This window comes from Thermocrispum sp., from assembly GCF_002919275.1.
Lineage (GTDB): Bacteria > Actinomycetota > Actinomycetes > Mycobacteriales > Pseudonocardiaceae > Thermocrispum > Thermocrispum agreste.
Genome location: NZ_PKFA01000037.1, coordinates 1 through 25,731, shown reverse-complemented (window position 1 = coordinate 25,731; position 25,731 = coordinate 1). Strand labels below are relative to the sequence as shown.

At 70.4% G+C, this 25,731-nt stretch carries 21 protein-coding genes; 6 read left to right on the top strand and 15 right to left on the bottom strand.

The features are described from left to right. Nucleotides 1-3: 3 nt before the first annotated feature. The 4 genes from hflX to CXP56_RS08055 are packed head-to-tail and all read right to left on the bottom strand — an operon-like array spanning nt 4 to nt 4,040. Nucleotides 4-1,482 carry a GTPase HflX gene (hflX, locus tag CXP56_RS08070; protein WP_028848158.1) on the bottom strand — a complete coding sequence of 493 codons (1,479 nt, stop codon included), beginning with the start codon at nt 1,480-1,482 and terminating at the stop codon, nt 4-6. Between the two features lie 42 nt (nt 1,483-1,524). Continuing rightward, on the bottom strand, nt 1,525-2,349 hold the full coding sequence (gene dapF / locus CXP56_RS08065; RefSeq protein ID WP_084609256.1) for a diaminopimelate epimerase: 825 nt from the start codon (nt 2,347-2,349) through the stop codon (nt 1,525-1,527). Between the two features lie 6 nt (nt 2,350-2,355). After that, nucleotides 2,356-3,261 (bottom strand): tRNA (adenosine(37)-N6)-dimethylallyltransferase MiaA, encoded by a 906-nt coding sequence (gene miaA / locus CXP56_RS08060; RefSeq protein ID WP_286900616.1) that lies wholly within the window; start codon nt 3,259-3,261, stop codon nt 2,356-2,358. Nucleotides 3,262-3,314: 53 nt separating this feature from the next. After that, a complete protein-coding gene (locus CXP56_RS08055; protein WP_028848155.1) occupies nt 3,315-4,040 on the bottom strand; it encodes a class III extradiol dioxygenase subunit B-like domain-containing protein in 726 nt (241 codons plus the stop codon). 233 nt (nt 4,041-4,273) lie between these two features. Between CXP56_RS08055 and CXP56_RS08050 the strand changes: the two genes are divergently transcribed. Next, nucleotides 4,274-5,602 (top strand): DUF349 domain-containing protein, encoded by a 1,329-nt coding sequence (locus tag CXP56_RS08050; RefSeq protein WP_028848154.1) that lies wholly within the window; start codon nt 4,274-4,276, stop codon nt 5,600-5,602. Between the two features lie 60 nt (nt 5,603-5,662). Here the strand turns inward: CXP56_RS08050 and CXP56_RS08045 are convergent, their stop codons facing one another. Both CXP56_RS08045 and miaB read right to left on the bottom strand, forming a co-directional pair. Beyond that, a complete protein-coding gene (locus CXP56_RS08045; protein WP_245566675.1) occupies nt 5,663-6,223 on the bottom strand; it encodes an Rv2732c family membrane protein in 561 nt (186 codons plus the stop codon). Next, a complete protein-coding gene (gene miaB / locus CXP56_RS08040) occupies nt 6,217-7,695 on the bottom strand; it encodes a tRNA (N6-isopentenyl adenosine(37)-C2)-methylthiotransferase MiaB (RefSeq protein ID WP_028848152.1) in 1,479 nt (492 codons plus the stop codon). Before miaB ends, CXP56_RS08045 begins: the two co-directional genes overlap by 7 nt. A 351-nt stretch (nt 7,696-8,046) precedes the next feature. Between miaB and CXP56_RS08035 the strand changes: the two genes are divergently transcribed. The 4 genes from CXP56_RS08035 (at nt 8,047) to CXP56_RS08020 (ending at nt 11,360) form a co-directional block, all read left to right on the top strand. Next, complete coding sequence (locus tag CXP56_RS08035) at nt 8,047-8,775, top strand: amino acid ABC transporter ATP-binding protein (RefSeq protein WP_156899260.1); 729 nt, start codon at nt 8,047-8,049, stop codon at nt 8,773-8,775. A gap of 64 nt (nt 8,776-8,839) precedes the next feature. Further along, nucleotides 8,840-9,655, top strand: a complete 816-nt coding sequence (locus CXP56_RS08030) for a glutamate ABC transporter substrate-binding protein (RefSeq protein WP_028848150.1) — start codon at nt 8,840-8,842, stop codon at nt 9,653-9,655. Between the two features lie 68 nt (nt 9,656-9,723). Further along, a complete protein-coding gene (locus CXP56_RS08025; protein WP_156899241.1) occupies nt 9,724-10,437 on the top strand; it encodes an amino acid ABC transporter permease in 714 nt (237 codons plus the stop codon). Then, the gene (locus CXP56_RS08020; RefSeq protein ID WP_051310229.1) at nt 10,434-11,360 is read left to right on the top strand and encodes an amino acid ABC transporter permease; all 927 of its coding nucleotides are present in this window, start codon (nt 10,434-10,436) and stop codon (nt 11,358-11,360) included. Before CXP56_RS08025 ends, CXP56_RS08020 begins: the two co-directional genes overlap by 4 nt. A 255-nt stretch (nt 11,361-11,615) precedes the next feature. On the opposite strand, the gene CXP56_RS08015 is transcribed toward CXP56_RS08020, so the two are convergent. From CXP56_RS08015 to CXP56_RS07975, 9 genes are all read right to left on the bottom strand, one after another. Beyond that, nucleotides 11,616-11,987, bottom strand: a complete 372-nt coding sequence (locus CXP56_RS08015; protein ID WP_028848148.1) for a hypothetical protein — start codon at nt 11,985-11,987, stop codon at nt 11,616-11,618. Between the two features lie 42 nt (nt 11,988-12,029). Beyond that, nucleotides 12,030-12,785 (bottom strand): succinate dehydrogenase/fumarate reductase iron-sulfur subunit, encoded by a 756-nt coding sequence (locus CXP56_RS08010; RefSeq protein ID WP_028848147.1) that lies wholly within the window; start codon nt 12,783-12,785, stop codon nt 12,030-12,032. Beyond that, entirely contained in the window at nt 12,782-14,746 is a 1,965-nt protein-coding gene (locus CXP56_RS08005) for a fumarate reductase/succinate dehydrogenase flavoprotein subunit (RefSeq protein WP_051310228.1), read from the bottom strand. Before CXP56_RS08005 ends, CXP56_RS08010 begins: the two co-directional genes overlap by 4 nt. Nucleotides 14,747-14,821: 75 nt before the next feature. Continuing rightward, nucleotides 14,822-15,625: a succinate dehydrogenase subunit SdhC gene (gene sdhC, locus CXP56_RS08000; RefSeq protein WP_028848146.1), complete on the bottom strand. Its 804-nt coding sequence runs from the start codon at nt 15,623-15,625 to the stop codon at nt 14,822-14,824. Beyond that, nucleotides 15,622-15,915 carry an Rv0250c family protein gene (locus CXP56_RS07995; RefSeq protein ID WP_028848145.1) on the bottom strand — a complete coding sequence of 98 codons (294 nt, stop codon included), beginning with the start codon at nt 15,913-15,915 and terminating at the stop codon, nt 15,622-15,624. Before CXP56_RS07995 ends, sdhC begins: the two co-directional genes overlap by 4 nt. A gap of 731 nt (nt 15,916-16,646) precedes the next feature. Continuing rightward, nucleotides 16,647-17,150, bottom strand: coding sequence for a regulatory protein RecX (locus CXP56_RS07990; protein WP_028848144.1), 504 nt, complete (start codon nt 17,148-17,150; stop codon nt 16,647-16,649). A gap of 168 nt (nt 17,151-17,318) precedes the next feature. Continuing rightward, nucleotides 17,319-18,356, bottom strand: coding sequence for a recombinase RecA (gene recA / locus CXP56_RS07985; protein WP_028848143.1), 1,038 nt, complete (start codon nt 18,354-18,356; stop codon nt 17,319-17,321). A gap of 164 nt (nt 18,357-18,520) precedes the next feature. Then, on the bottom strand, nt 18,521-18,715 hold the full coding sequence (locus CXP56_RS07980; RefSeq protein ID WP_028848142.1) for a DUF3046 domain-containing protein: 195 nt from the start codon (nt 18,713-18,715) through the stop codon (nt 18,521-18,523). 194 nt (nt 18,716-18,909) lie between these two features. Beyond that, nucleotides 18,910-20,820 carry an Hsp70 family protein gene (locus CXP56_RS07975; RefSeq protein WP_028848141.1) on the bottom strand — a complete coding sequence of 637 codons (1,911 nt, stop codon included), beginning with the start codon at nt 20,818-20,820 and terminating at the stop codon, nt 18,910-18,912. Between the two features lie 148 nt (nt 20,821-20,968). On the opposite strand from CXP56_RS07975, the gene CXP56_RS07970 reads away from it, so the two are divergent. Then, a complete protein-coding gene (locus tag CXP56_RS07970) occupies nt 20,969-25,564 on the top strand; it encodes an ATP-dependent helicase (protein ID WP_286900609.1) in 4,596 nt (1,531 codons plus the stop codon). Nucleotides 25,565-25,731 lie beyond the last annotated feature (167 nt).

Here is a 25,731-nt window from a genome sequence, read left to right as displayed (position 1 = left end):
CGGTCAGCGCGTGGCGGCACCATCGACGGCGAACTCTTTCAACGCCGCGGCCAGGTCGGGCTTGACCCGGGCGGTCAGCCGAGTGCCTTCCGGGTTGTGCTCCTCGACCAGCACCTCGCCCTCGGCGTGCGCGCGGGCCACGAGCTCGCCACGCGCGTACGGCACGAGCGCGTCGACCATCACCGCGGGCCGGGGCAGCCGGTCCGCGATCGCGTCGACCAGCTTGTCCAGCCCCTGGCCGGTGCGTGCCGAGACGACCACGGCGTCCGGGAGCAGATGCCGCAGCCGCATCAGGTTCACCTCGCCCGCCAGGTCCGCCTTGTTGATCACCACCAGCTCCGGCGGCAACGGCACGCCCTGGTGCTCGGAGACCTCCCGCAGCACCTGCCGGACGGCCGCCACCTGGTCCTCGGGCGCCGCGTCGGCACCGTCCACCACGTGCAGCAGCAGGTCGGCGCCGGTGGTCTCCTCCAACGTCGACCGGAACGCATCGACCAGCTGGTGCGGCAGATGACGCACGAACCCGACCGTGTCGGTCAGCGTGAACGTGCGGCCGTCCGGCGTCTGCGCCCGCCGCGTCGTCGGATCCAACGTGGCGAACAGCGCGTCCTCCACCAGCACACCCGCGCCGGTGATCGCGTTCAACAGGCTCGACTTGCCCGCGTTGGTGTACCCCACGATCGCCACGCTGGGCACCTCGTTGGCCTCCCGGCGGCTGCGCTTGGTGCGTCGCACGGTCTCCATGGCCGCGATCTCGCGCCGCAGCTTGGCGATCCGCTTGTTGATGCGCCTGCGGTCCGTCTCCAGCTTCGTCTCACCGGGACCACGCAGACCGACACCACCGGTGGCGCCGCCCGCCCGGCCGCCTGCCTGCCGGGACAGCGACTCACCCCAACCACGCAAGCGCGGCAGCAGGTACTGCAGCTGGGCCAGCTCGACCTGCGCCTTGCCCTCCCGGGACCGCGCGTGCTGGGCGAAGATGTCCAGGATGAGCGCGACCCGGTCGATGACCTTGACCTTGAGCTTCTCCTCCAGCTGGCGCAGCTGGCCGGGCGACAGTTCCCCGTCGACGATCACCGTGTCGGCTCCGGTGGAGCGCACCACGTCGGCCAGTTCGGCCACCTTGCCGGAACCGATGTAGGTGGCCGGATCCGGCCGGTTCCGCCGCTGCACCAAGCCTTCCAGCACCTGCGAGCCCGCCGTCTCGGCCAGCCGGGCGAGCTCGGCGAGCGAGGCTTCCGACTGTTGCGCAGTGCCCTCGGTCCACACGCCGACCAGCACGACGCGCTCGAGGCGGAGCTTGCGGTACTCGACTTCGGTGACGTCGTGCAGTTCGGTGGACAGGCCTGCGACCCGCCGGAGCGCGGCACGCCCTTCCTTCTCCAGCTCGCCGACCGAGGGCTCGTCGGCCTCGTCGGCGAGCGTGCCGGGCCGTTGGTCCGTTGCTTCCGGCGCATCGCGCCAGTTCTTCGTCTCTGTCATACACCTCCATCGTCCCACGGCCCGGCCGTGACGACGAATCTTTTACCGCTGCGCGGCCCACCAGGCATCGGCGATCTCGCCCGAGGCGACGAACTCGGCTGGGCCGGTCATGGTCGCCTCGCCGCCGGCCACGCGCACCTCGACACGCCCGCCGGGCATGTGCACCGCCCGGCTCCCCTCGCTTTCGCCGAGCAGATGCAGGTCCGCGGCCGTGACGGCCACGGTGCCGGTGCCGCACGCCCGGGTCTCCCCCACACCACGCTCGTGGACACGCATGCGCAGCGCCCCGTCAGCTCGGTTGACCAGCTCGACGTTCACGCCATCCGGGAAATCCGCCTCGTCGTACCACGGCTGATCACGCAGATCGAACGTGTCGACATCCGCGTCGACCAGGCACACCAGGTGCGGGTTGCCCACGTCCACGGCGAGACCACGCACCTCGACACCGCCGATCTTGGCCGACGAGCTGCCCGTCACCCGCACCGTTCCCATGTGCACCGTCACCGACATGTCGTCGTGCACCCGCACCTGCCGGTCACCGGCCCGGGTGGCCACCGGGAATTCCCTCGAGTCCACCAGCCCGGCCTCGACCAGGTAACGGGCGAACACACGCACCCCGTTGCCGCACATCTCGGCCACCGAACCGTCCGCGTTGCGGTAGTCCATGAACCAGTCGGCCGCGGTGCCCTCCAGGCCTGCGGCGGAGGCGCGGACCACCCGCAACACCCCGTCCGCGCCCAGGCCGCGCTGCCGGTCGCACAACGCCCGCACACGAGCCGCCGTCAGGTCCAGCGCATTGCCTGCGTCGGGGAGCACGACGAAATCGTTCTGGGTGCCGTGGCCCTTGACGAAACCGATACCCACCACGCCAGGCTACGGCCTGTCCTCGACGAGCTTCACCACGCGGGTCAGCAGATCGGGATCGCCGGCGTCCAGCCAGGTGATGCGGTCGTCCCGGCGGAACCACGACCGTTGACGGCGCACGAACCGCCGGGTCGCCCGCGCGGTCGCCTCCGCCGCTGCGGCGAAGTCACCGTCACCGTCGATCGCCTCGATCACCTGCTTGTAGCCCAGCGCCTGGGACGCCGTCTTGCCGTCGCGCAGGCCACGCTGCAGCAGCCGCCGGACCTCGTCCACCAAGCCGTGGGCGAACATGCGCTCCACGCGGGCGTCCACCCGCGCGTCCAGCTCGTCCGGGTCGCGGTCCAGGCCGATCAGCACCGTGCCGTAGCGCGGCGGCCCCGGCTTGGGCATGGTGGCCGAGAACGGTCTGCCGGTGATCTCGATGACCTCGAGGGCCCGCACGATCCGGCGCGCGTTGGTGGGCAGGATCGCCACCGCGGCCGCCGGGTCCAGCTCGGCCAGCCTGGCGTGCATGGCTTCGGCGCCTCGCCGTGCCGCCTCGCGTTCCAGCCGTTCCCGTACCGCCGGATCGGTCCCCGGGAAGCGGAGATCGTCGACGATCGCTCGGACGTACAAGCCCGAGCCACCACAGACCACCGGCACGACTCCGCGCGCCAGCAGGCGCTCGATGATCGCCCGTGCGTCACGCTGGAATGCCGCAACCGACGCGGTTTCGGTCACCTCCAGCACGTCCAGCAGGTGGTGTGGGACGCCGCGCCGCTCGGCGGGTGGCACTTTCGCCGTGCCGATGTCCATCCCCCGGTACAGCTGCATCGCATCGGCGTTGACGACCTCCCCGCCGACGCGCAGCGCCAGTTCGATGGCCAGGTCCGACTTGCCGGTCGCCGTCGGACCGACGATGGCCACCGGGCGCAGGCCGGCGGCGTCCGCCCCGGCGTCCTCGGCAGCGGGGGAAAGCGCAGGTTCGGTCACGGTCGTTCCCAGGTCGCGACGTGGTAGCCCACCCCGAATGGTGCATCCGAGTACAACAGCTTGCTCACCCACCGGTCGTCACCGAGCACCCCGGCGGCGACCTGCCATGCCGCGCGGCCCATCGCCCCCATGTCCGCGGCCAGCTCCGGCTCGATGCTGCTCAGCGCCGCGGCGTCGGCCTTGGCGAGTGCCGCCGCAACGCGTGCCTCGAAGGCCGGAGCCCGCTCGTCCGGCCTGGCCGGTGCGCGTTCGCCGTGCCGGATCGACCCGTCGCCGAGGACGAGCAGCACACCCGGTCCGGGGACTGCCGAGCGCTGCGCCGCGTCCGCCAGCCGCCTCCCCAAGCCGATGCATTCGTCCGGCGGATAGCCGGGCGGCACCAACTCGACGTGCACCGACGTGGCACCGGTTTGCCCACGCAGCCACCCGGCCACGAGCGCGGGCAGCGGGGCATCCGGCTCCACTTCCCCGCCCGGCTCGTCCGAAAGGGCCACGGGCACGTCGACGCCGTATCCGGCGAAGGTGCTGCGCGTCGACGGCGGCACCGCCCGGCGTGGACCGTCATGGACTCCGATCGCCAGCCAGTGCTCTGATTCCTCGGCCAACCACGCGGCCGCCTCCAGTACGGCGTCGCGCACCCCTGCCGTGTCCGCCACCGAGCCGGGCACCAGTTCCGGAACCAGCAGCGGGGGGTTCGGTACGACCGCAACCCGCGTGATCATCGAACTCCTCCGCGCCGGCGTCGTTTTCGGCACACCGTGTGGCTGGTACCGGCGTCAGCTCGAGGCTACCGGGAGCACCGAGGACGGTTCCCGAGTACCGCATTCGTGACTGACCTGCTTGAATTCGGACTTACTACCGGAATAGTGGTGTGCAGCAGAGTCCGGCCCCGCCGCACGGCGGGGCGCCTGCGGGGTCCACCCGCACGGCACGCAGTCAGACAAGGGAGCCGGCCATGGCCGACGACAAGGCGACCGAACAGCAGTCAACCAGTGCCCCTGCCCCCAGTGAGGTGTTGCACGGGCACGTGAGCATCGCGCACGCGGCACCGCCGGTGCCGCACGCCGAGGCGGAGCCGCAGCGGTGGGGACGCGTCGACGAAGACGGCACCGTCTTCGTGCGGACTCCCGACGGCGAACGCGCCGTCGGGGTGTGGCAAGCGGGCTCCCCGGAGGAAGGCCTGCAGCACTACGCCCGCCGCTTCGACGACCTGCGCACGGAAGTCGAGCTGCTGGAGACGCGCCTGGCTTCCGGAAGCGGCAACCCGAGGCAGGCACTGCAGTCGGCGGTGCACCTGCGCGACGGGCTGGACGAAGCGGCCGTCGTCGGCGACATCGAGGCGTTGCGCGCCCGGCTGAACCAGGTCATCGCCCACGCCGAACAAGCGATCGACCGGGTCAAGCAGGAGCGGGAAGCCGCCCGGCAGGCGGCGATCGAGCGCAAGCAGGCCCTGGTGGCCGAGGCGGAGGACATCGCGGCGAACTCCACCCAGTGGAAGGCAGCGGGCGATCGGCTGCGGGACATGCTCGAGGAGTGGAAGACGATCAAGGGCGTCGACCGCAAGACCGACGACGAGCTGTGGCGGCGCTTCGCCAAGGCCAGGGACGCGTTCAACCGCAGGCGCGGCTCGCACTTCGCCGAGCTGGACCGGCAGCGGGCGGCGGCGAAGAAGCGCAAGGAGGAGCTGATCGCCGAGGCGGAGCAGCTGGCCGACTCCACCGACTGGGGCCCGACGGCCGCCCGGTTCCGCGAGCTGATGGCGGAGTGGAAGGCGGCGGGCCGGGCGCCCAAGGACACCGACGACAAGCTGTGGCAGCGGTTCCGGGCGGCCCAGGACACGTTCTTCTCCCGCCGGGCCGAGGTGTTCTCCGAGCGGGACGCCGAGTTCGCCGAGAACGCCAAGCGCAAGGAGGCGCTGCTCGCCGAGGCGGAGAAGATCGACCCGTCGGCCAACCTGGAAGCGGCGAAGGCGCAGCTGCGCAGGATCCAGGATCAGTGGGACGAGATCGGCAAGGTGCCCAGGAACCGCGTCCGCGAGCTGGACGGCAGGCTCAAGGCGATCCAGGACAAGGTGCGCGCCGCCGAGGAAGCGCGCTGGCGCAGGACCGACCCGGAGGCGCAAGCCCGCGCCGAGCAGTTCCGCGAGCGGGTCCAGCAGTTCGAGGAGCAGGCGGCCAAGGCCCGCGCCGCAGGCGACACGCGGCGTGCCGAGGAGGCGGAGCAGCAAGCCGCGCAGTGGCGGGAGTGGCTGGCCACCGCGGAGCGTGCGCTGGCCGACCGGTGACCTGGAACGGCGAACCGGGGCCCGGGCCGGCGCGCCCGGGCCCCGCACGTCTTGCCGGCTTCAGTCCACGCGTGACCACGCGGTGCGCAACCAGGCGACGGCGAGCATGAACATCGCCACCACGGCGACGACCATGCCGATGCCCGGCCCGGCCCCGGCCTCACCGGACGCCCCCGCGGACTGCTGGGACCAGATGGCCAGCACCCCGTCCACCGCGGCCACACAGCTGCCGACCGCGCTCACCCAGGACAACCACCAGCGGCGGGTGAGCAGGGTCAGCACCGAGGCGACGATGCCTGCAGCGGTCGAGGTGACCGCGAACAGGCGCGGGATCGCCCCGTCCTCGCCGTACACCAGCACCTCCCAGCCCGCCGAGTCCCCCACCCACGGCAGCAGCTGGGCGACCATCAGCACGAAGACCAGCACGGCGACGAACAACCCACGCGGGCCGGGGTCGATCCGCTTCGCGGCGCTGCGGCCGATCTCGTCGATCTCACTGGCCAGCTGGGCCACGTCCGGATCCTGGGCATCGCCGCCACCCTGCGCACGGGACCGGTGCCCGGACTCCGGACCGTCACCGGACGCGGGTGACTCGAACGCGGGATTCTCGTCCGTCAGCATGCCGAGCAGCCTCCGCTCGCCGGCACCGGCTTCGGCCTGCCGAACGCCGGTAGCCCGAGGCTGATGCCCTTGGTGTGGGGACGCTGCCCCGCTTCGTGGTTGTCACCCGCCCTGGTGCGCCGGTGCGACAGCACCGGGCCTTCGGCCACCAGATGATGCGGGGCGGCGTAGGTGATCGTGGTCTCGACGACGTCCCCGGGACGCACCGCGCGGTCGACCGCAGGCCCGGTGGGCGTGAAATGCACCAAGCGGCCGTCCCGTGCCCGGCCGCTCATCCGGTGCGTCTCGGCGTCCTTGCGTCCTTCCCCGGTGGCCACCAGGACCTCGACCTTCTTGCCGACCAGCGCCTTGTTCTCCTCCCAGGAGATCTGGTCCTGCAGCGCGACCAACCGCTCGTAACGCTCCTGCACGACGTCCTTGGGCACCTGGTCGGGCATCTCCGCGGCGGGTGTCCCCGGCCGCTTGGAGTACTGGAAGGTGAACGCCCCGGCGAACCTGGCCTCGCGCACCACGTCCAGCGTGGCCTGGAAGTCCTCCTCGGTCTCCCCCGGGAAGCCCACGATGATGTCGGTGGTGATGGCCGCATCCGGGATTCGCTCACGCACCGACTCCAGGATGCGCAGGAAGCGGGCCGACCGGTACGACCGCCGCATGGCGCGCAGCACCTTGTCCGACCCCGACTGCAACGGCATGTGCAGCTGCGGGCACACATTGGCCGTCTCGGCCATCGCGTCGATGACGTCGTCGGTGAACGCGGCGGGATGCGGCGAGGTGAACCGCACCCGCTCCAGGCCGTCGATCGAGCCGCAGGCGCGCAGCAGCTTGCCGAACGCGTGCCGGTCGCCGAACTCGACACCGTAGGTGTTGACGTTCTGCCCGAGCAACGTCACCTCGAGCACGCCTTCCGCGACCAGCGCCTCGACCTCGGCCAGCACCTCCCCCGGCCGGCGATCGCGCTCCTTGCCGCGCAGCGAGGGCACGATGCAGAACGTGCACGTGTTGTTGCAGCCGACCGAGATCGACACCCACCCGGAGTAGGCGGACTCGCGGCGGGCGGGCAGCGTGGACGGGAACGTCTCCAACGCTTCCAGGATCTCCACCTGGGCTTCCTTGTTGTGCCGGGCACGCTCCAGCAGCACCGGCAAGGACCCGAGGTTGTGGGTGCCGAACACCACGTCGACCCACGGCGCGCGTTTGACGATCTCGCCGCGGTCCTTCTGCGCCAGGCAGCCGCCCACGGCGATCTGCATGTTCGGGCGCTCCTTCTTGGCGGCGGCGAGATGCCCCAGGTTGCCGTACAGCCGGTTGTCGGCGTTCTCCCGCACCGCGCACGTGTTCAGCACGACGACGTCGGGCTGTTCGCCCTCGGCTGCGGGCCGATAGCCCGCTTCCTCGAGCTGGCCTGCCAGACGCTCGGAGTCGTGCACGTTCATCTGGCAGCCGAAGGTGCGGATCTGGTACGTGAGCGCCACGCATCCAGGGTAGGCCCTCGGTTCACCGCGCCGGATGCTGCCTCGTCCGCGGCTTGAGCTGGCGGCAACCGGGCACGTCGGTGATGATGCGATGGCGGCGACGCGCCGTGGGAACGAACCGGACGCACGGTGCGAACCGTTAGTCATTAGAGTGGCCGCTGGTACTCCGAACGGATGACATCGCACGAGGTCGAAAGTGACACGTCGGTTTCGGTTTGTCGCCAATACGGCGACTCACCCCGCGGCGGGGTGTTAGATCACGTGGAGTCGCAACAGATGTGGGAACAGGTGCGGGTTGCCCGCGAACCCGCTGGAGGGTAGATGACCGAGCAGACATCGTCAGCCACGCCGATGATCAAAGCCACGGCGGTGAACAAGTACTTCGGTGACTTGCACGTGCTGAAGGACATCACCTTCGAAGTTCCGCGTGGTCAGGTCGTGGTGGTGCTCGGCCCATCGGGTTCCGGCAAATCCACGCTGTGCCGGTCGATCAACCGGCTGGAGCCGATCGACTCCGGCACCATCGAGGTGGACGGCCAGCCGTTGCCCGCCGAGGGCCGGGCGCTGGCGCAGCTGCGCGCCGACGTGGGCATGGTGTTCCAGTCGTTCAACCTGTTCGCGCACAAGACGATCCTCGACAACGTCATGCTGGCCCCGGTGAAGGTGCGCAAGCAGGACAAGGCGACGGCCCGCAAGACGGCGATGGAGCTGCTCGAGCGGGTGGGCATCGCCAACCAGGCGCACAAGTACCCGGCCCAGCTGTCGGGCGGACAGCAGCAGCGCGCGGCGATCGCCCGGGCGCTGGCGATGAAGCCCAAGGTGATGATGTTCGACGAGCCCACGTCGGCACTCGACCCGGAGATGGTGCAAGAGGTGCTGGACGTGATGACCGGGCTGGCCCGTGAGGGCATGACCATGTTCGTGGTCACCCACGAGATGGGGTTCGCGCGCAAGGCCGCCGACCGTGTCATGTTCATGGCCGACGGGGAGATCGTCGAGGACACCACCCCCGACGACTTCTTCACCAACCCCCGCTCCGCCCGTGCCAAGGACTTCCTCGGCAAGATCCTCACCCACTAGACCCACCTCGGCGCCGCCGGAACACCGGCGGGGCCGGTGGCCAACCGGAAGGAAGACAGCGAATATGCGGATCAGTCGAGTACTGCGAGCAGGTGCGGCGATCGCCGCCGCGTCCCTTGCGCTCGTCGCGTGCGCCGACCCCGGCGGCGGTGGCGACGACAAGGAGACCATCAAGGTCGGCATCAAGTTCGACCAGCCGGGCATGGGCCAGAAGCAGGGCGCCGACACCTACACCGGCTTCGACGTCGAGCTGGCCAAGTTCATCGCCAAGGAACTCGGCTACGAGGAAGACCAGATCGAGTTCAAAGAGGCGGTTTCCAAGGACCGCGAGAACATGCTGAAGAACGGCGACGTCGCCTACATCGTCGGCACCTACTCGATCACCGACGAGCGCAAAGAGGTGGTCGACTTCGTCGGGCCGTACTTCATCGCCCACCAGGACCTGCTGGTCCGCAAGGACTTCAAGGACCTGACCAAGGAAGAGCTGGCCACCGCCAAGATCAAGCTGTGCTCGGTGACCGGGTCGACGTCCGCCGCCAACGTCAAGGAGACGCTGGCCAAGAATGCCGACCTGAAGGAGTACAACGGCTACTCGCAGTGCGTCGACGCGTTGAAGAGCAAGGCGATCGACGCACTGACCACCGACGACACCATCCTGGCCGGCTACGCGGCACAGAACGAAGGCCAGTTCAAGCTGCTCGGCCTGAAGCTGACCGACGAGCACTACGGCGTCGGCCTGCCCAAGAACAGCGACATCAAGGACAAGGTCAAGGCCGCCGTCCAGAAGTGGATCGACGAGGGGCACTGGCAGAAGGCCGCCGAGAAGTACCTCGGCCCTGCCGACTACGACATCCCCGAGCCGCCCCAGCTGGAGGACTGAGCACCTGTCCGTGACCACAGTCCGGCGTGCCGCCGACCGGGTCGGTGGCACGCCGGCTGTGCCCTGGCATGCCCACTCGCGGTCTGGGAGACACCGTGTTCGACTTTCTCGACAAGCCGCTCTACGCGGAGTACGGCGGCATACTCGGCGCGTTCTGGGTGACGATCGAACTCACCTTCTTCTCGGCGATCGGATCGCTGATCTGGGGCACGATCCTGGCCGCGATGCGGGTCAGCCCCGTTCCGGTCATGCGCGCCTTCGGCGCCGCTTACGTCAACGTCGTCCGCAACATCCCGCTGACGGTCATCATCGTCGCCAGTTCCATGGTGCTGGCCGACCAGCTGCTGTGGACGCTCGGCGGCAGCGACAGCCGTGAGATCAGCTTCCGGGTCGCCGTCCTCGGCTTCGTCGCCTACACCAGCTGCTTCGTCTGCGAGACGCTGCGTTCGGGCATCAACACCGTGCCGATCGGCCAGGCCGAGGCGGCGCGGGCGCTCGGCCTGACGTTCTTCCAGGTGCTGCGCATCGTGGTGCTGCCTCAGGCCTTCCGCTCGGTGATCGCGCCGCTGGCCTCGGTGCTCATCGCCCTGACCAAGAACACCACGGTGACCGCCTCCATCGCGGGTATCGAGGCCGCCGGGCTGATGGCCGCGATGATCGAGCGGGAAAGCGACAAGGTGATGCTGGTGTTCGCCATGTTCGCGGTCGGCTTCGTGATCCTGACCCTGCCGATGGGCATGTTCCTGGGCTGGGTGGCCAAGAAGGTGAGTGTGAAGCGATGACGCAGCAGGCTTCGGTCCTCTACGACGCCCCCGGCCCCCGGGCCAGACAGCGCAACGTCGTCTACACCGTGCTGTTCGTCGCCGCGGTCGTGGCCGCCGCCTGGTGGCTGCTCGACCAGCTCGCCGAGCGCAACCAGCTCGATGCGCAGAACTGGACCCCGCTGCTGGAAGCCGGCGTCTGGACCGACTTCTTCCTGCCCGGCCTGCTGAACACGCTGCAGGCGGCGTTCCTGTCCATCCTCATCGCGCTCCCCGTCGGCGTGCTGCTGGGCATCGGCCGGCTGTCGCAGCACGCCTGGATCCGCTGGCCCGCCGCGGTGTGGGTGGAGTTCTTCCGCGCCACCCCGGTGCTGATCCTGATGCTCTTCGCCCGTGAGCTGTACCGGCTGACCGGCGTGGACACGGACATCCTGCCGCTGTACGCGGTGGTCACCGGCCTGGTGCTGTACAACGCTTCGGTGCTGGCCGAGGTGGTCCGCGCGGGGATCGTCTCGCTGCCGCGGGGCCAGTCGGAGGCGGCCGAGGCGCTGGGCTTGCGCAGGAGCCAGGTGATGACGTCCGTGCTGCTTCCCCAGGCGATCACTGCGATGCTCCCGGCGATCGTCAGCCAGCTGGTGGTGATCGTCAAGGACACCGCGCTCGGTGGTGTGGTGATCCGGTTCGAGGACGTCATGGCCCAGTTCCGGCCGCTGCCCACCTCGGACTACCGGCCGAGCGTGCTCGCCACGCTGACCGCCATCGCGGTCATCTTCCTCGTGCTCAACTCCATCCTCACCACGTTCGCCAACTGGCTGGAGAAGTGGCTGCGCCAGCGCAAGAAGGGCACCGGCACGGTCGTCACCGCGGACCTGATGGAAGAGCAGGCCCCGGGCGTCCGGCTGGAGGACACCGAGGCGGGTGCTGCCGGAAAGGACAAGGGTTAGCGCCTGGTCGAGCACCGACAGCATGGCGGCCCGCAGGAGCCATCGACTGCCTTGCAGTCGTGGTCCTGCGGGCCGCCGTCGTATCGAGACCTGTTTCGGCGGATCGGTGCCCTGGCCTGCTGTCGTGTCTGGAAGGCACCGGCGGGTGTTCAGCCATCGGCGCCCGGCCCGACGGCAGCTCAGCGCGTGACGAAGGGCGCTGGTTCAGCGCACCCCGAAAGCCCCTGGTCGGCGGTTCCGGGCCGGGGCGTGGGACTACCGGATGCGCAGCCCCGCCTGCTGCAGGGCTTCCTCGATCCGCAAACGTTCCAGGTCACGGTCCAGCCGGGACGTCTTCTCGAGCTGCTGTTCGACCTCCAGCGCCTCGCACGCCGAGATCAGCAACGCGTCGTAGGCCTCCTCCGCCGCCTTACGGCGGATCGCCGGGGCGTCGTCGGGCAATTCGACCAGATAGCGGTGCACCCGGCGCAGGTTCTTCGACAGCTGCTCGATCGGCGGGTGCGTCGGCTGCGGCGCCCGCTTGCGCGCCTGGTGCCGCTGCACGGCCCGGATCAGCCAGATGACCGCCCCGAACAGCGCAGGCGTGCCGAACACGACCGCTGCATAGAGCACGATGTTGACGAACATGCCGCACCTCGCCGCTGTCCGTCCATGGTAGGACGCCGCCGGTCAGGCGCGGTTGCGCCGGAACAGCTTGTTGCCCAGCCACACCACCGGGTCGTAGCGGCGGCCCGCCACCCGCTCCTTCATCGGGATCAACGCGTTGTCGGTGATGTGGATGCCCTCCGGGCACACCTCCGTGCAGCACTTGGTGATGTTGCAGTAGCCCAGCCCGTGCTCGTCCTGTGCCAGGTCTCGCCGGTCGGCGGTGTCCAGCGGGTGCATCTCCAGCTCGGCGATCCGCATAAGGAACCGTGGCCCCGAGAACGCCGGCTTGTTCTCCTCGTGGTCGCGGATCACGTGGCAGGTGTTCTGGCACAGGAAGCACTCGATGCACTTGCGGAACTCCTGCGAGCGCTCCACGTCGACCTGCTGCATCCGGTACTCGCCCGGCGCCAGGTCCTTCGGCGGCTGGAACGACGGCACCATCCGCGCCTTCTCGTAGTTGTAGGAGACGTCGGTGACCAGGTCGCGGATCACCGAGAAGGCGCGCATCGGCGTGACGGTGATGGTCTCGTCCTCGGAGAAGGTGGACATCCGGGTCATGCACATCAGCCGCGGCTTGCCGTTGATCTCCGCCGAGCACGATCCGCACTTGCCCGCCTTGCAGTTCCACCGCACCGCCAGGTCCGGCGCCTGGGTGGCCTGCAGCCGGTGGATGACATCGAGCACGACCTCGCCCTCGTTGACCTCGACCTGGTAGTCCTCCAGGGAGCCGCCGTTGGCGTCGCCGCGCCAGACGCGGAACTTGCCGATGTAGCTCACGCCTCCTCCTTGCCGGCCTCGTCGCCGCTGCCGGCGGCTGCACCCCGGTAGTCCGGGTGGGCGGCCAGCTCGGCCTCGGTGTAGTACTTGCTCAGCTCCTCGATGTCGAACAGCTCGAACAGGTCCTGCCGCATCGGCTCCTGCTCCTTGGGCTCCACCGTGACGCCGGGGACCAGCTCGTCGTCGGCGGCCGAGCTGCAGACCAGCAGCGTCTTCCGCCACTGCGGGTCCAGCTGCGGGAAGTCGTCGCGGGTGTGCCCGCCGCGCGACTCGGTGCGCATCAAGGCGGCCTTGGCCACCGCTTCGGAGACCATGAACATGTTCCGCAGGTCGATCGCCAGGTGCCATCCCGGGTTGTACTGCCGGTGGCCTTCCACCACCACCCGGCGCATCCGGGCTTTGAGCTCGACCAGCCGCTCGAGCGCCTGCTCGATCTCCTCGGCCTTGCGGATGATCCCGACCAGGTCGTTCATCGTCTGCTGCAGGTCCTGGTGCAGGGCGTACGGGTTCTCCGGCTGCCCACTCCCCTCCGGTGGGTCGAACGGCAGCAGCGCCAGCCGGGCGGCCGCGTCCACGTCGGCCTGCCGCACCGCGGGCCTGCTGGACAGCGTGGAGACGTAGTTCGCCGCGCCCAGGCCCGCCCGGCGGCCGAACACCAGCAGGTCGGACAGGGAGTTCCCGCCCAGCCGGTTGGAGCCGTGCATGCCGCCGGAGCACTCACCCGCCGCGAACAACCCGGGCACCACCGACTGCGCGGTGTCCGGATCCACCTCGATGCCGCCCATCACGTAGTGACAGGTCGGCCCGACCTCCATCGGCTCCTTGGTGATGTCGACGTCGGCCAGCTCCTTGAACTGGTGGTACATCGACGGCAACCTGCGCTTGATCTCCTCCGCGGGCAGCCGGCTGGCGATGTCCAGGAACACGCCGCCGTGCGGGGAGCCGCGGCCCGCCTTGACCTCGGCGTTGATCGCCCTGGCCACCTCGTCGCGGGGCAGCAGGTCCGGGGTGCGGCGATTGTTCTCCTGGTCGGTGTACCAGCGGTCGGCCTCTTCCTCGGTCTCGGCGTACTGGCCCTTGAACACGTCGGGCACGTAGTCGAACATGAACCGCTTGCCCTCGGAGTTCTTCAGCACGCCGCCGTCACCGCGCACGCCCTCGGTGACCAGGATGCCCTTCACCGACGGCGGCCAGACCATGCCGGTCGGGTGGAACTGGACGAACTCCATGTTGATCAACGTCGCGCCCGCCCGCATGGCCAACGCGTGCCCGTCGCCGGTGTACTCCCAGGAATTCGAGGTGACCTTGAACGACTTGCCGATGCCGCCGGTGGCCATCACCACCGCGGGCGCCTCGAACAGGATGAACCGGCCGGACTCGCGCCAGTAGCCGAACGCGCCCGCGATCGCGCCGGTGGCCGGATCGGTGAGCAGCTCGGTGATGGTGCACTCGGCGAACACCTTGAGCTTGGCCTCGTAGTCGCCGGTCTCGGCGTAGTCCTGCTGCTGCAGCGAGACGATCTTCTGCTGCATGGTGCGGATGAGCTCGAGCCCGGTGCGGTCGCCAACGTGAGCCAGCCGCGGGTAGGTGTGGCCGCCGAAGTTGCGCTGACTGATCCGGCCGTCCGGGGTGCGGTCGAACAGCGCGCCGTAGGTCTCCAGCTCCCACACCCGTTCCGGCGCTTCCTTGGCGTGCAGCTCGACCATGCGCCAGTTGTTCAGGAACTTGCCGCCGCGCATGGTGTCGCGGAAGTGGACCTGCCAGTTGTCGTTGGGGTTGACGTTGCCCATCGCGGCCGCGCAGCCGCCTTCGGCCATCACCGTGTGCGCCTTGCCGAACAACGACTTGCACACCACCGCGGTGCGCATGCCGTGCTCGCGCGCCTCGATCGCCGCCCGCAGGCCCGCGCCGCCGGCACCGATCACCACGACGTCGTAGCTGTGCCGCTCTACCTCGGTCACGACTTCACCTCTTCACGTTCGATGGGGTCTCGGGTGCGCCGGTCGCTGTGCCCGCGGCGTGCCGCCACCGCCGCATCAGCCGATGAACCGCACATCGGAGATGACCCCGCCGGCCACCATCGCGATGTAGAAGTCGGTCAGCATCAACGTGCCCAGCGTGATCCACGCCAGCTCCATGTGACGGCCGTTGAGCAGCGACACCTTCGTCCACAGCCAGTACCGGACCGGATGCTTGGAGAAGTGCTTCAGCCGGCCGCCGATCACGTGCCTGCAGGAGTGGCAGGACAGCGTGTACGCCCACAGCAGCGCCACGTTCACCAGCAGGATCACGTTGCCGAGCCCGAGGCCGAAGCCGCTCGGCGACTGGAACGCCACGATCGCGTCGTAGGTGTTGATCACCGCGACGATCCCGGCGGCGTAGAAGAAGTACCGGTGGATGTTCTGCAGGATCAACGGGAACCTGGTCTCGCCGGTGTACTTGCGATGCGGCTCCGGGACCGCGCAGGCCGGCGGCGACAGCCAGAACGAGCGGTAGTAGGCCTTGCGGTAGTAGTAGCAGGTCATCCGGAACAGCAGCAGGAACGGCAAGCTGACCGCCGCGTACGGGATCAGTGGGTGGTCGGGCAGGAAACGCCCGAACAACGACGCCTCCTCCGTGCAGCCCAACGACACGCACGGCGAGTAGAACGGCGTCAGGTAGTGGTACTCGGCGACGAAGTAGTGGGCCTGCTGGAACGCCCGGAACGTGGCGTAGACGACGAAGATCGTCAGGCCCGTGACGGTGAGTGCCGGACCGAGCCACCACCGGTCGGCCCGCAACGTGGGAACCGGCAGCCGCGCTCGCGGCGGGGCATTCACTCCTGTTTCATGTGTTGTCATCGACGCTCGCCTCGGTATCCGCCAACGCCCTCGTCGTCCGCTTCCGACCACAGTGATTCGTCGTACGGGGTGTCCGGTATCGGGATGACTCCGGATGGCCCGGCCTGACCCGCGCGAACCGGCGCAGGTGGGGTGCTCGCCAGTTCGTCGGCGTCGATGTCCAGCCGGTCGACGTCGTTGACCAACCGCCGCAGCGCGGGAGCGTCACCGTACTGTGTGCGCAACGCACCCAGGCACTGTCTCAGCTGGCCGATGCTTCGTTTCAGAGCGGCGATCTCGGTGGTCGTCATCGGCTCCTCCAGGCCAGTTCGGGACGTCGGACGTCCCCGGGTGACAACACCGACGACTCTGCCGTGATCGAGTCGAAGTGACAAGGGCCACACGCCGGTGTGTGTGCCGGGCACTGTAGCGGGTCGGAAACCGAACCGATCACTGGGGTTGATCGTCGCCCTGTTCCGAGCCGGGAAGTCCCCGGAACATGCACGCTGTCGGCGGGGAAACGGCAAGCTCGGCGGCCGGCGGGAAAGCGAGCGCCGTGATGCAATCGTGAGCATCGGCGGACCAGGACTCCACACAGCGGCGGATTCCCAGCGCGGGTCTCCTGACGGTCCTTGCCCGGCATGCCGCGGCCGATGGAGCATCGCATCCTCGGACAGCTCCGCCCTCGCCAATCGACAGCTGCCGCACGACCGGCCGCGCACCGCGCCGGGGCGCCAGGACCTGGGCATGCCGGCCCGGCCGCTGCCGGCACGCGATGGGTGTCGGTTCCGCTTGGGATGGCCGGCAGGGAGCAGGTCGCGTCACTACCGAGGCCAACTGCGCCACTCAGCGGCAGCAGGCCGGGCACTTCCGGTGACATGTCCACGTCGCAGCACGGGGTCGGTGTCGTTCTGCGTTTCGGGCCGAGAAGGCCGTGCCCTCTGCCGCCCGCGACCGCAGAGGGTACGGCGGTGGGGATCGTCAGCTGCTGAAGAGTCCGGAGGTGCCGAAACCGGCAAGCGGGCCGGGGTGGCCCGGGCTGTCAGCTGGTCAGGCCGTCCAGCAGGGCTGTCTCGCGCCCCGCCTCGGCCAGCTCCTCGCGCACCACGCGCAGCGCCAGATCCTCCGGGTAACCCTTGCGCGCCAGCATGCCCAGCAACCGGCGGACGACCGCGTCCTCGGGCAGCCTCGTCATCGCGGGCAACCGCTTGCGGACCAGCTCGCGGGCCCTGGCTTCCTCCGCATCGGCGTCGATGGCCTCGACAGCTTCCTGCGCGATCGCCTTGTCGACCCCCTCGCGCTCCAGCCGCGACCGCAACGCCGCACGGCCGAGCCCCTGGTGAACGTACCGTGACCGCACCATCATCTCGGCGTACTCGGCGTCGTCGATCAACCGGGCACGCTCGAGGCGATCCAGGACCGTCTCGACCACCGCGGCCTCGAAGCCCTTGCGGGTGAGCGCTCGCGCCAGCTCGGCCCTGGTGCGCGGCTTGACCGCGAGCAGCCGCAACGCCGCCTTCTTCGCCTCGCCCGCCGTATCGGGCACCCTGTGCCCGGCTGCCCTCGGCTGGCGCCCGGCAGTGGGCACTTGCCCGGCCGCCGACGGCATGCGCTCGGCTCCCGCCGCTGGTGGCTCGGCAGCCTGCGGCTCGCCTGCGCGGCCCGCGGGCCTTCCCGCGGAGCTCACCGGCTTCCGCTTGGCCGCGGACATCGGCTAGAAGTCGACCGGGGCGGGGGCGACGGCCTCGGCGTCGACCACCGGGCCGATGCCGAGCTTCTCCTTGATCTTCTTCTCGATCTCGTTGGCGACGTCCGGGTTCTCGGCCAGGAACTTGCGGGCGTTCTCCTTGCCCTGGCCCAGCTGGTCGCCCTCGTAGGTGTACCAGGCGCCGGACTTGCGCACGATGCCCTGCGCCACGCCCATGTCGATGAGCGAGCCTTCGCGGGAGATGCCGTGCCCGTACAGGATGTCGAACTCGGCCTGCTTGAACGGTGGGGCGACCTTGTTCTTGACCACCTTCACCCTGGTGCGGTTGCCGACCGGCTCGCCGCCGTCCTTGAGCGTCTCGATCCGCCGCACGTCCAGGCGTACCGAGGCGTAGAACTTCAACGCCTTGCCACCCGTGGTGGTCTCCGGCGAGCCGAACATGACGCCGACCTTCTCGCGCAGCTGGTTGATGAAGATCGCGGTGGTGTTCGAGTTGTGCAGCGCCGCGGTGAGCTTGCGCAGCGCCTGGCTCATCAGCCTGGCCTGCAGGCCGACGTGGTTGTCGCCCATCTCGCCCTCGATCTCGGCGCGCGGCACCAGCGCGGCGACCGAGTCGATCACCACGATGTCCAGCGCGCCGGAGCGGATCAGCATGTCGGCGATCTCCAGCGCCTGCTCACCGGTGTCCGGCTGGGAGACCAGCAGCGAGTCGGTGTCCACCCCCAGCTTCTTGGCGTACTCGGGGTCCAGCGCGTGCTCGGCGTCGATGAACGCCGCGATGCCGCCGTCGGCCTGGGCGTTGGCCACCGCGTGCAACGCCACCGTCGTCTTGCCCGACGACTCCGGGCCGTAGATCTCCACGATGCGGCCGCGCGGCAGCCCGCCGATGCCCAGCGCCACGTCCAACGCGATGGAGCCGGTCGGGATCGCTTGAATCGGGGCGCGCTCCTCGTCACCGAGGCGCATCACCGAGCCCTTGCCGTACTGCTTCTCCACCTGGGCAAGGGCCAGTTCGAGCGCCTTCTCCCGATCCAGAGCCGCCATGGGGTTCCACCTCGCTGATCTCACGTGTGTGCCTGTCCCGGGCCGAGACTACGGTTCACCGCCGACATTCCGCCGGACGCGCGCTCGAAGCTGTGGACAACCGGCCCGTTGTGGACAATCCTAGGCGAACATCCGTTCGAGGCGACGGCGGACACGCCGACGATTCAGCGGCGCTCCGGGGGGACGTCGAACTCGTCGCAGATCGCCGTCCAGACCTGCTTGGCGTCCACCCCGTCGGCCAGTGCCTGATCCGCGGTCCGGCCACCCAATGCGCTCAACACGTAGTCGGCGGCCAGCGTCGCGGCTCGCACCGAGCCGAACTCGTCGGCCATCAGCTGCCGGAACACGGTGATGCGCATGCCAGTACCGTAACGGCGGGTCGCCCACGCCCACCAAGCGTCCCCGGATGGCCGTCCGTCACACCAGGTCCTGGGTCGTGCGGATGGGGCGAGCACGCTGCTGCGGCACACCCCGCGCGGCCACCCGGGTCACCGGCGCCCGGGATGCGCGGGCCGGGGCGACACGGCACGGCGGCGCGATCGTCACCGGCGGGTCAGTCGTCCACCGTGCCCGGCTGGATGCGCTGCTCGAAGTAGTCGGCCAGATCGTCCGGGGACTTCAGCTGCGACGGGCCGATCGACGGCTCCTGGAGCAGCACGCCGAGCAGCGGCCGGTCGTTCACCCGGAACGTCAGCACCGACATCGCCGGCCCGGTCACCGCCGCGTAGCGGCCCTTCAGGCCGTTGCCCGCCCAGTCGGCCTGCACCTGGCTGCCGCCCGCCGCGGTGTTGAGCATGCTCGTGGCGTAGGCCTCCAACTCCTCGCCGGAGCGCCCGTGCACGTAGTACAGGTGCCCGCCGGGCAGTTTCGGCGGCACGCACTCCACCCGCACCCCGAGTGCCTCCGGCGGCATGAACGAGCCGGACACCTCGTTGTCGCAGTTGAACGCCTCGGAATCGGCCACCGCGCCGGCCAGCTGCCGCATGCAGCCGGTGAACCCCTTGCTGTCCGGCTTGCCCGGGTCGCGGCACTGCTCGGCGGTGAACGTCTGCGGCCCCTCCTGCTGCCCCCACAGCATCCAGCCGCCGGCACCGGCCCCCGCGAGGACCACCACCGCGGCGGCGACGGCGGCCACGATCTTGCCGCGGCTGCGCTTCTTCCGCTTGCCGACGACCGGGAACTGCGGGAAGTTGCTCGGCGTCGTCTGCTGGCTCGACAAAGACGGATAGCTGTGGCCCGCGGGCCGATACGGCCCGCTCGGCGTGCCGGTCAGCGGGCTGACCTGACTGCCCGCGATCGGCCCGGTGGCCTGCGCCTCCTGGGCGACGTCGGCGACCCGGTGCGGGCCGGAGTTCCCCGCGGCGGCGGCCGCCTGGGTGCGGACGGTGATGCCGTCCACGGTCACGTGGTGCGCGCCGAGCGCGACGGCCGTCTCCGGCTGATCCAAGCTGGAGGGCACCACGCCCAGCTTCTCCGAGATCATGCTGCCGACCAGCGGCAGCCTGCTCGACCCGCCGACCAGGTAGATGCCTGCCAGCTGCTGCGGGGTGAGCTGGGCGGAGCGCAGCACCCTGGCCATCAGCTCGATGCTGCGCAGCATCGCAGGCCGCACCAGCGCCTCCAGCTCCTCGCGCGTCACCAGCACGTCCTGGAACGGCTCCGGCATCGGGACCTCGGTCTGCGGGTGCCGGGACAACGCCTCCTTGGCCGCCTTGACGTCCTCCTGCAGCGCCCGCCGTGCCCGGCGCTCCGCGGTGGTCTCCGGCCGCAGCAGGCGCTGCCACCGCTGCGGGTCGGAATGCGAGACCGATCGGCCCACGTGCACCAGCAGGGCCTGGTCGACGTCCAGGCCGCCGAGGTCGGACAGCCCGTCCTCGGCGAGCACGGTGAAGCCGCCGTCCTGGGTGGCGCCGACCACCGCGGCGTCGAACGTGCCCGCGCCCAGGTCGTACACCGCGAGCGCTTGCCCGGGCGCCAGTGCGTGCCCGGGGAACGAGGCGAAGTGCGCTGCCGCCGCCACCGGCTCGGGCACCAGGGTGATGGCCCCGGTGATCCCGGCCTGCCTGGCCGCGGACATCAGCACCGATCGCCTGGTCTGGCCCCACTGCGCGGGGTGGGTGAGGCGGACTTCGTCCGGCTGGGTGCCGCCCAGCTGCCGGATCACTTCGTTGAGCACCCGGCGCAGCACGGCGGCCAGCGCCTCGCTGACCGGGACGACGTCGGAGCCCAGCAGCAGCGTCTGCTCGTCGATGCGCCGTTTCGGATTGGGTTCGAACCGCGACGGATCCAGCCGGGCCCGGCGTTCGGCGTCCCGGCCGACCAGCAACGTGCCGTCCTCCGCGGCGTAGACCGCCGATGGCATGGTGGCCGAGCCGTCGACGTCCACCACCCGCGGCGAGCGGCCGTCCTCGGCCAGCACCGCGACGGTGTTCGACGTGCCCAGATCGATGGACAGGACCCGCACGGCACTCCCTTCTTCCGGTGACGCCTCGTGGGGCAGCATGAATGCTGCCATGTCAGGTGCCCGCCGCGTGGCAATACCCGGCAAACCACCCGGCGAACACCGCGCGCGCAGGCGATCAGGGACCATTTCGTCGGCCCCATCGGCCAAGATGGGACCGGTGACCGGCGTGCTCGAGTTGTTCTCCGCCCCGACGCGGGCGTGGTTCAGCGCGGCGTTTCCCGGTCCGACCGCCGCGCAGGAAGGCGCCTGGCGCGCTGCCGCCGGCGGCGGTGACGTACTGGTCATCGCGCCGACCGGCTCGGGCAAGACGCTCGCGGCGTTTCTGCTCGCCGTCGACCGGCTGGCCAGCTCCGAGCCGCCGCAGGATCGACGGCATCGCTGCCGGGTGCTGTACGTGTCCCCGCTGAAAGCGCTGGCCGTGGACGTGCAGCGCAACCTGCGCGAGCCGCTGGAGGGCATCGCGGCCGCCGCGCGCAAGCTCGGTGCACCGGCGCCCGAGATCACCGTCGGGATGCGCACCGGCGACACCCCGTCGTCCGAGCGGGCGCGCTTCACCCGGTCCCCGTCGGACATCCTGGTGACCACCCCGGAGTCGCTGTATCTGCTGCTGACCTCCAACGCCAGGGAGTCGCTGCGCGGCATCCGGACGGTGATCGTCGACGAGGTCCACGCGGTGGCGGGCAACAAGCGGGGCGCGCACCTGGCCCTGTCCCTGGAGCGGCTGGACGATCTGCTGCCGAAGCCTGCGCAGCGCATCGGGCTGTCTGCCACGGTGCGCCCGGTGGACGAGGTGGCGACGTTCCTGTCCGGCGGGCGCCCGGTCGAGGTGGTCCAGCCGCCCACCCCGAAGACCGTGCAGGTCACCGTCGAGGTGCCGGTGGAGCACATGACCCAGCTGCCGGTGCCGGAGGAGGACCGCGCGTCCCAGCCGATGGGGTCCGAGCTGGGCTGTCAGGAGGAGACCGTGGGCGCGCCGGTCCGCCGCCCGTCCATTTGGCCTTCGGTCGAGCGCCGCATCTACGAGCTGGTGACCGCGCACCGGTCGACCATCGTGTTCACCAATTCGCGGCGGCTGGCGGAACGGCTCACCACGCGGCTGAACGAACTGCACGCCGGCGAGCCGACGCTGAGCACGTTCCCCGCGCAATCGCCCGGCCAGTCCGGTGTCTCGGCCGTCCCGCCCCCGGTGATCGCCAAGGCCCACCACGGCTCGATGTCGCGCGAACAGCGGCTGATCGCCGAGGAGGAGCTGAAGGCGGGCACGCTGCCGTGCGTGGTGGCCACGTCGTCGCTGGAACTGGGCATCGACATGGGCGCGGTGGACCTGGTGATCCAGGTCGAGCCGCCGCCGACGGTGGCGTCCGGGCTGCAGCGGATCGGCCGGGCTGGGCACCACGTCGGGGCGGTGTCCACCGGGGTGATGTTCCCCAAGCAGCGCGGCGAGCTGCCGGGCTGCGCGGTGGTCGCCGAGCGGATGGCCGCGGGCCGTATCGAGTCGCTGCGCTGTCCCCGCAACCCGCTCGACGTGCTGGCCCAGCAGATCGTGGCGATGGTGGCCGCCGAGCAGGACCGTCCGCTGACGGTGTCGCACGTGGCCGAGGTGGTGCGCCGGGCAGCGCCTTATCGCGAGCTTCCCGACGACGCACTGCATGCGGTGCTGGACATGCTCTCCGGCCGCTATCCGAGCACGGATTTCGCCGAGCTGCGGCCGCGGATCACGTGGGATCGCGCCACCGGCGAGCTGCGCGCCCGGCCCGGCGCGCGGCGGCTCGCCGTGACATCGGGCGGCACGATCCCCGATCGCGGGCTGTACACCGTGGTCACTGCCGCCGGGGAGGGCGAGCGCCGGACCCGCGTCGGCGAGCTGGACGAAGAAATGGTGCACGAGTCCCGGGTGGGCGACACCATCCTGCTGGGCACCTCGGCCTGGCGGATCACCGACATCACGCCGGATCAGGTGGTGGTCGTGCCCGCACCGGGGCAGCCGGCTCGCATGCCGTTCTGGAAGGGTGAGACGGTCGGCAGGCCACTGGAGCTGGGCAAGGCCATCGGGGCGTTCGTCCGTGAGCTGGCGGCCATGGACGAAGCGGACGCGCGCGAGCGGGCGGCCGCTGCCGGGCTCACCGACTGGGCGGTGGACAACCTGCTGGCCTACCTGGCCGAGCAGCGCGCCGCCACCGGCCACATCCCGGACGACCGCACCATCGTCATCGAGCGCTACCGCGACGAGCTCGGCGACTGGCGGGTGGTGGTCCATTCGCCGTTCGGGGCTCAGGTGAATGCCCCGTGGGCGCTGGCGATCTCCGCGGCACTGCACCGCCGCAAGCGGCTGGATGCCCAGGTCATGCACTCCGACGACGGCATCGTGCTCCGCCTGCCGGACGTGGCGGAGTCCGCCGTGCTGCGTGCACAGGACATCGTGCTCGATCCGGATCTGATCGACGACGTGTTGCGCACCGAGGTCAGCTCGAGTGCGTTGTTCGCGGCGCGGTTCCGGGAATGCGCGGCCCGCGCATTGCTGCTCCCCCGGCGGGATCCGCGGCGCAGGCAACCGTTGTGGCAGCAGCGGCAGCGCGCAGGCCAGCTGCTCAGTGTCGCCGCGGACTACGACCGCTTCCCCGTGGTCCTGGAGGCCATGCGCGAGTGCCTGCAGGACGTGTACGACGTCGCGGGCTTGCGGTCGGTGATGCGTGACATCGCCGCCCGCGCCATCCGGGTGGTCGAAGTCCAGACCCAGTCTCCGTCGCCGTTCGCGCGCAGCTTGCTTTTCGGCTACGTCGGCGAATTCCTGTACAACTCGGACGCACCGCTTGCCGAGCGGCGCGCCGCCGCCCTGGCGTTGGATTCGGCGCTGTTGGCGGAACTGCTGGGGTCGGAATCGCTCCGCGAACTGCTGGATGCCGACGTGATCGCGGACGTGGAGGCGGACCTGCAGCATGTGTCCGCCGAGCGGCATGCGCACAGCGTGGAAGCGGTCGCCGATCTGCTGCGCACCCTCGGTGACCTCACGCCGGAGGAACTGGCCGCTCGTGGCGTCGCCGAGGAGTGGATCACCGAACTGGAGAGGTACGGGCGCGCGATGCGAGTCACCGTCGCAGGCCAGGAGCGCGTCGCCGCCGTGGAAGACGCTGCGCGATTGCGGGACGGCCTCGGTGTAACGATTCCCGCCGGTGTTCCTGCGGCGTTTCTCGAACCGGTGGAGGACCCGGTCCGCGATCTGCTCGTCCGCTTCGCCCGGAGACGGGGCCCGTTCACCGCGCGGCAAGCCGCCGAACGGTTCGGGCTCGGCGTGGCGGTGGTGGAGCGCGTCCTGGACAAGCTGGCCGGCGCCGGCGTTCTGGTGCGCGGTCAGTTGCATCCCGCGCCGGCGGACTACGCCGTCGACTATTGCGACGCCGACGTGCTGCGGCGGATTCGCCGCGCATGTCTGGCCCGCATGCGCGCCGAGGTCGAGCCGGTCGACCCCCACGTACTAGGTGCTTTCCTTCCGGCGTGGCACGGCATCGGCGGATCGTCGGCACGGTCGGCGACGGCCGACGATCTGCTCGGCTGTGTCGAGCAGCTGGCGGGCGCGCCCGTTCCGGCCTCCGCGCTGGAGTCGCTGGTGCTGCCCGCGCGGCTGCCCGGCTACACCCCTGCCCTGCTGGACGAGCTCACCACCAGCGGCGAGGTCACGTGGTGCGGGTGCGGAACGCTGCCCGGCGGAGACGGGTGGGTGGCACTGGCACCGTCGGACGTCGCCGATTTGCTCCTTCCCGACCCCGTCGACGTTCCCACCGGCGAGCTCCACACGGCGATCGTGGCCGCGCTGGACGGCGGTGCGCTGTTCTTCCGCGAGCTGGTCGAGCGGCTGCACGGGCGCATCGACCCCTCCCCCACGGATTCCGAAGTGGTCACCGCACTGTGGGATCTGGTGTGGGCAGGCGTGGTCACCGGGGACAGCCTCAATGGCCTGCGCGCCGTGCTGTCCGGTGGTGGTGCGGCCCAGCGTCCACGACGCACGGCACCGCGAGGCCGCTACGCACGGATGCGGGCGCGGACCATGGGCGCGCAGCTGCCAGCACGTCCCCGGTTGCCCACCATCGCCGGGCCGCCGACGGTCTCCGGGAGGTGGGCCTTGGTGCCGCAGCGGGAGCAGAACCCCACACGGCGCGCGCACGCCCGCACCGAATCGTTTCTGGAGCGCCACGGGGTGCTCACCCGCGGGTCGCTGGACACCGAGCGGGTCAGCGGTGGCTTCGCCGGCATCTATCAGGTCCTGCGGCAGATGGCCGAGACCGGGCAGGTCATCCGGGGCTATGTGATCGACGGGCTCGGTGGCGCCCAGTTCGCGGTGCCCGGCGCGATCGACCGGCTGCGGGCCGTCGATCCGCTCGGCAAGGACGTGGTCGTGCTGTCGGCGGCCGACCCTGCGCAACCGTACGGTGCGGCGCTCCCCTGGCCTGCGCCGGCCGGTGAGTCGCCGCACCGGCCCGGCCGCAAGGCAGGGGCGGTGGTGGTGCTGGTCGGCGGACGGCCGGCGCTGTACCTGGAGCGTGGCGGGAAGTCGCTGCTGTCGTTCACCACCGACGAGGACGTGCTGGCCGCCGCCGCGCATGCGGTGGCCGATCTGGTGCGATCCGGCCGCTTGGAGCCGCTGACGGTCCGGCGTGCCGACGGCGAGCAGGCGCTCACCTCCGAGCTGGCCGGGGTGCTGCGGGCCGCCGGATTCCGCGCCACCCCGCAAGGTCTACGGTTGCGCTGACCGGATCTGCACAGTGTCGCGCTCGTCGTCGTGCCCAGCGGCAACGCCACGGACCGCACCCGTCGTCGTGCCCAGCGGCAACGCCACGGACCGCACCCGTCGTCGTGCCCGGCAGCAACGCCACGGACCGCACCCGTCGTCGTGCCCGGCAGCAACGCCACGGACCG

Excerpts from the sequence above, each read along its gene's own strand:
- hflX (WP_028848158.1), bottom strand. The coding sequence starts at position 1,482 with ATGACAGAGACGAAGAACTGGCGCGATGCGCCGGAAGCAACGGACCAA.
- CXP56_RS07970 (WP_286900609.1), top strand. The coding sequence starts at position 20,969 with ATGGGACCGGTGACCGGCGTGCTCGAGTTGTTCTCCGCCCCGACGCGG.
- CXP56_RS08055 (WP_028848155.1), bottom strand. The coding sequence starts at position 4,040 with ATGATCACGCGGGTTGCGGTCGTACCGAACCCCCCGCTGCTGGTTCCG.
- recA (WP_028848143.1), bottom strand. The coding sequence starts at position 18,356 with ATGGCGGCTCTGGATCGGGAGAAGGCGCTCGAACTGGCCCTTGCCCAG.
- CXP56_RS08045 (WP_245566675.1), bottom strand. The coding sequence starts at position 6,223 with ATGCTGACGGACGAGAATCCCGCGTTCGAGTCACCCGCGTCCGGTGAC.
- CXP56_RS08030 (WP_028848150.1), top strand. The coding sequence starts at position 8,840 with ATGCGGATCAGTCGAGTACTGCGAGCAGGTGCGGCGATCGCCGCCGCG.
- CXP56_RS08015 (WP_028848148.1), bottom strand. The coding sequence starts at position 11,987 with ATGTTCGTCAACATCGTGCTCTATGCAGCGGTCGTGTTCGGCACGCCT.
- CXP56_RS08025 (WP_156899241.1), top strand. The coding sequence starts at position 9,724 with ATGCCCACTCGCGGTCTGGGAGACACCGTGTTCGACTTTCTCGACAAG.
- CXP56_RS08050 (WP_028848154.1), top strand. The coding sequence starts at position 4,274 with ATGGCCGACGACAAGGCGACCGAACAGCAGTCAACCAGTGCCCCTGCC.
- CXP56_RS08035 (WP_156899260.1), top strand. The coding sequence starts at position 8,047 with ATGATCAAAGCCACGGCGGTGAACAAGTACTTCGGTGACTTGCACGTG.
- CXP56_RS07980 (WP_028848142.1), bottom strand. The coding sequence starts at position 18,715 with ATGCGCATCACCGTGTTCCGGCAGCTGATGGCCGACGAGTTCGGCTCG.
- sdhC (WP_028848146.1), bottom strand. The coding sequence starts at position 15,625 with ATGACAACACATGAAACAGGAGTGAATGCCCCGCCGCGAGCGCGGCTG.
- CXP56_RS08020 (WP_051310229.1), top strand. The coding sequence starts at position 10,434 with ATGACGCAGCAGGCTTCGGTCCTCTACGACGCCCCCGGCCCCCGGGCC.
- CXP56_RS07995 (WP_028848145.1), bottom strand. The coding sequence starts at position 15,915 with ATGACGACCACCGAGATCGCCGCTCTGAAACGAAGCATCGGCCAGCTG.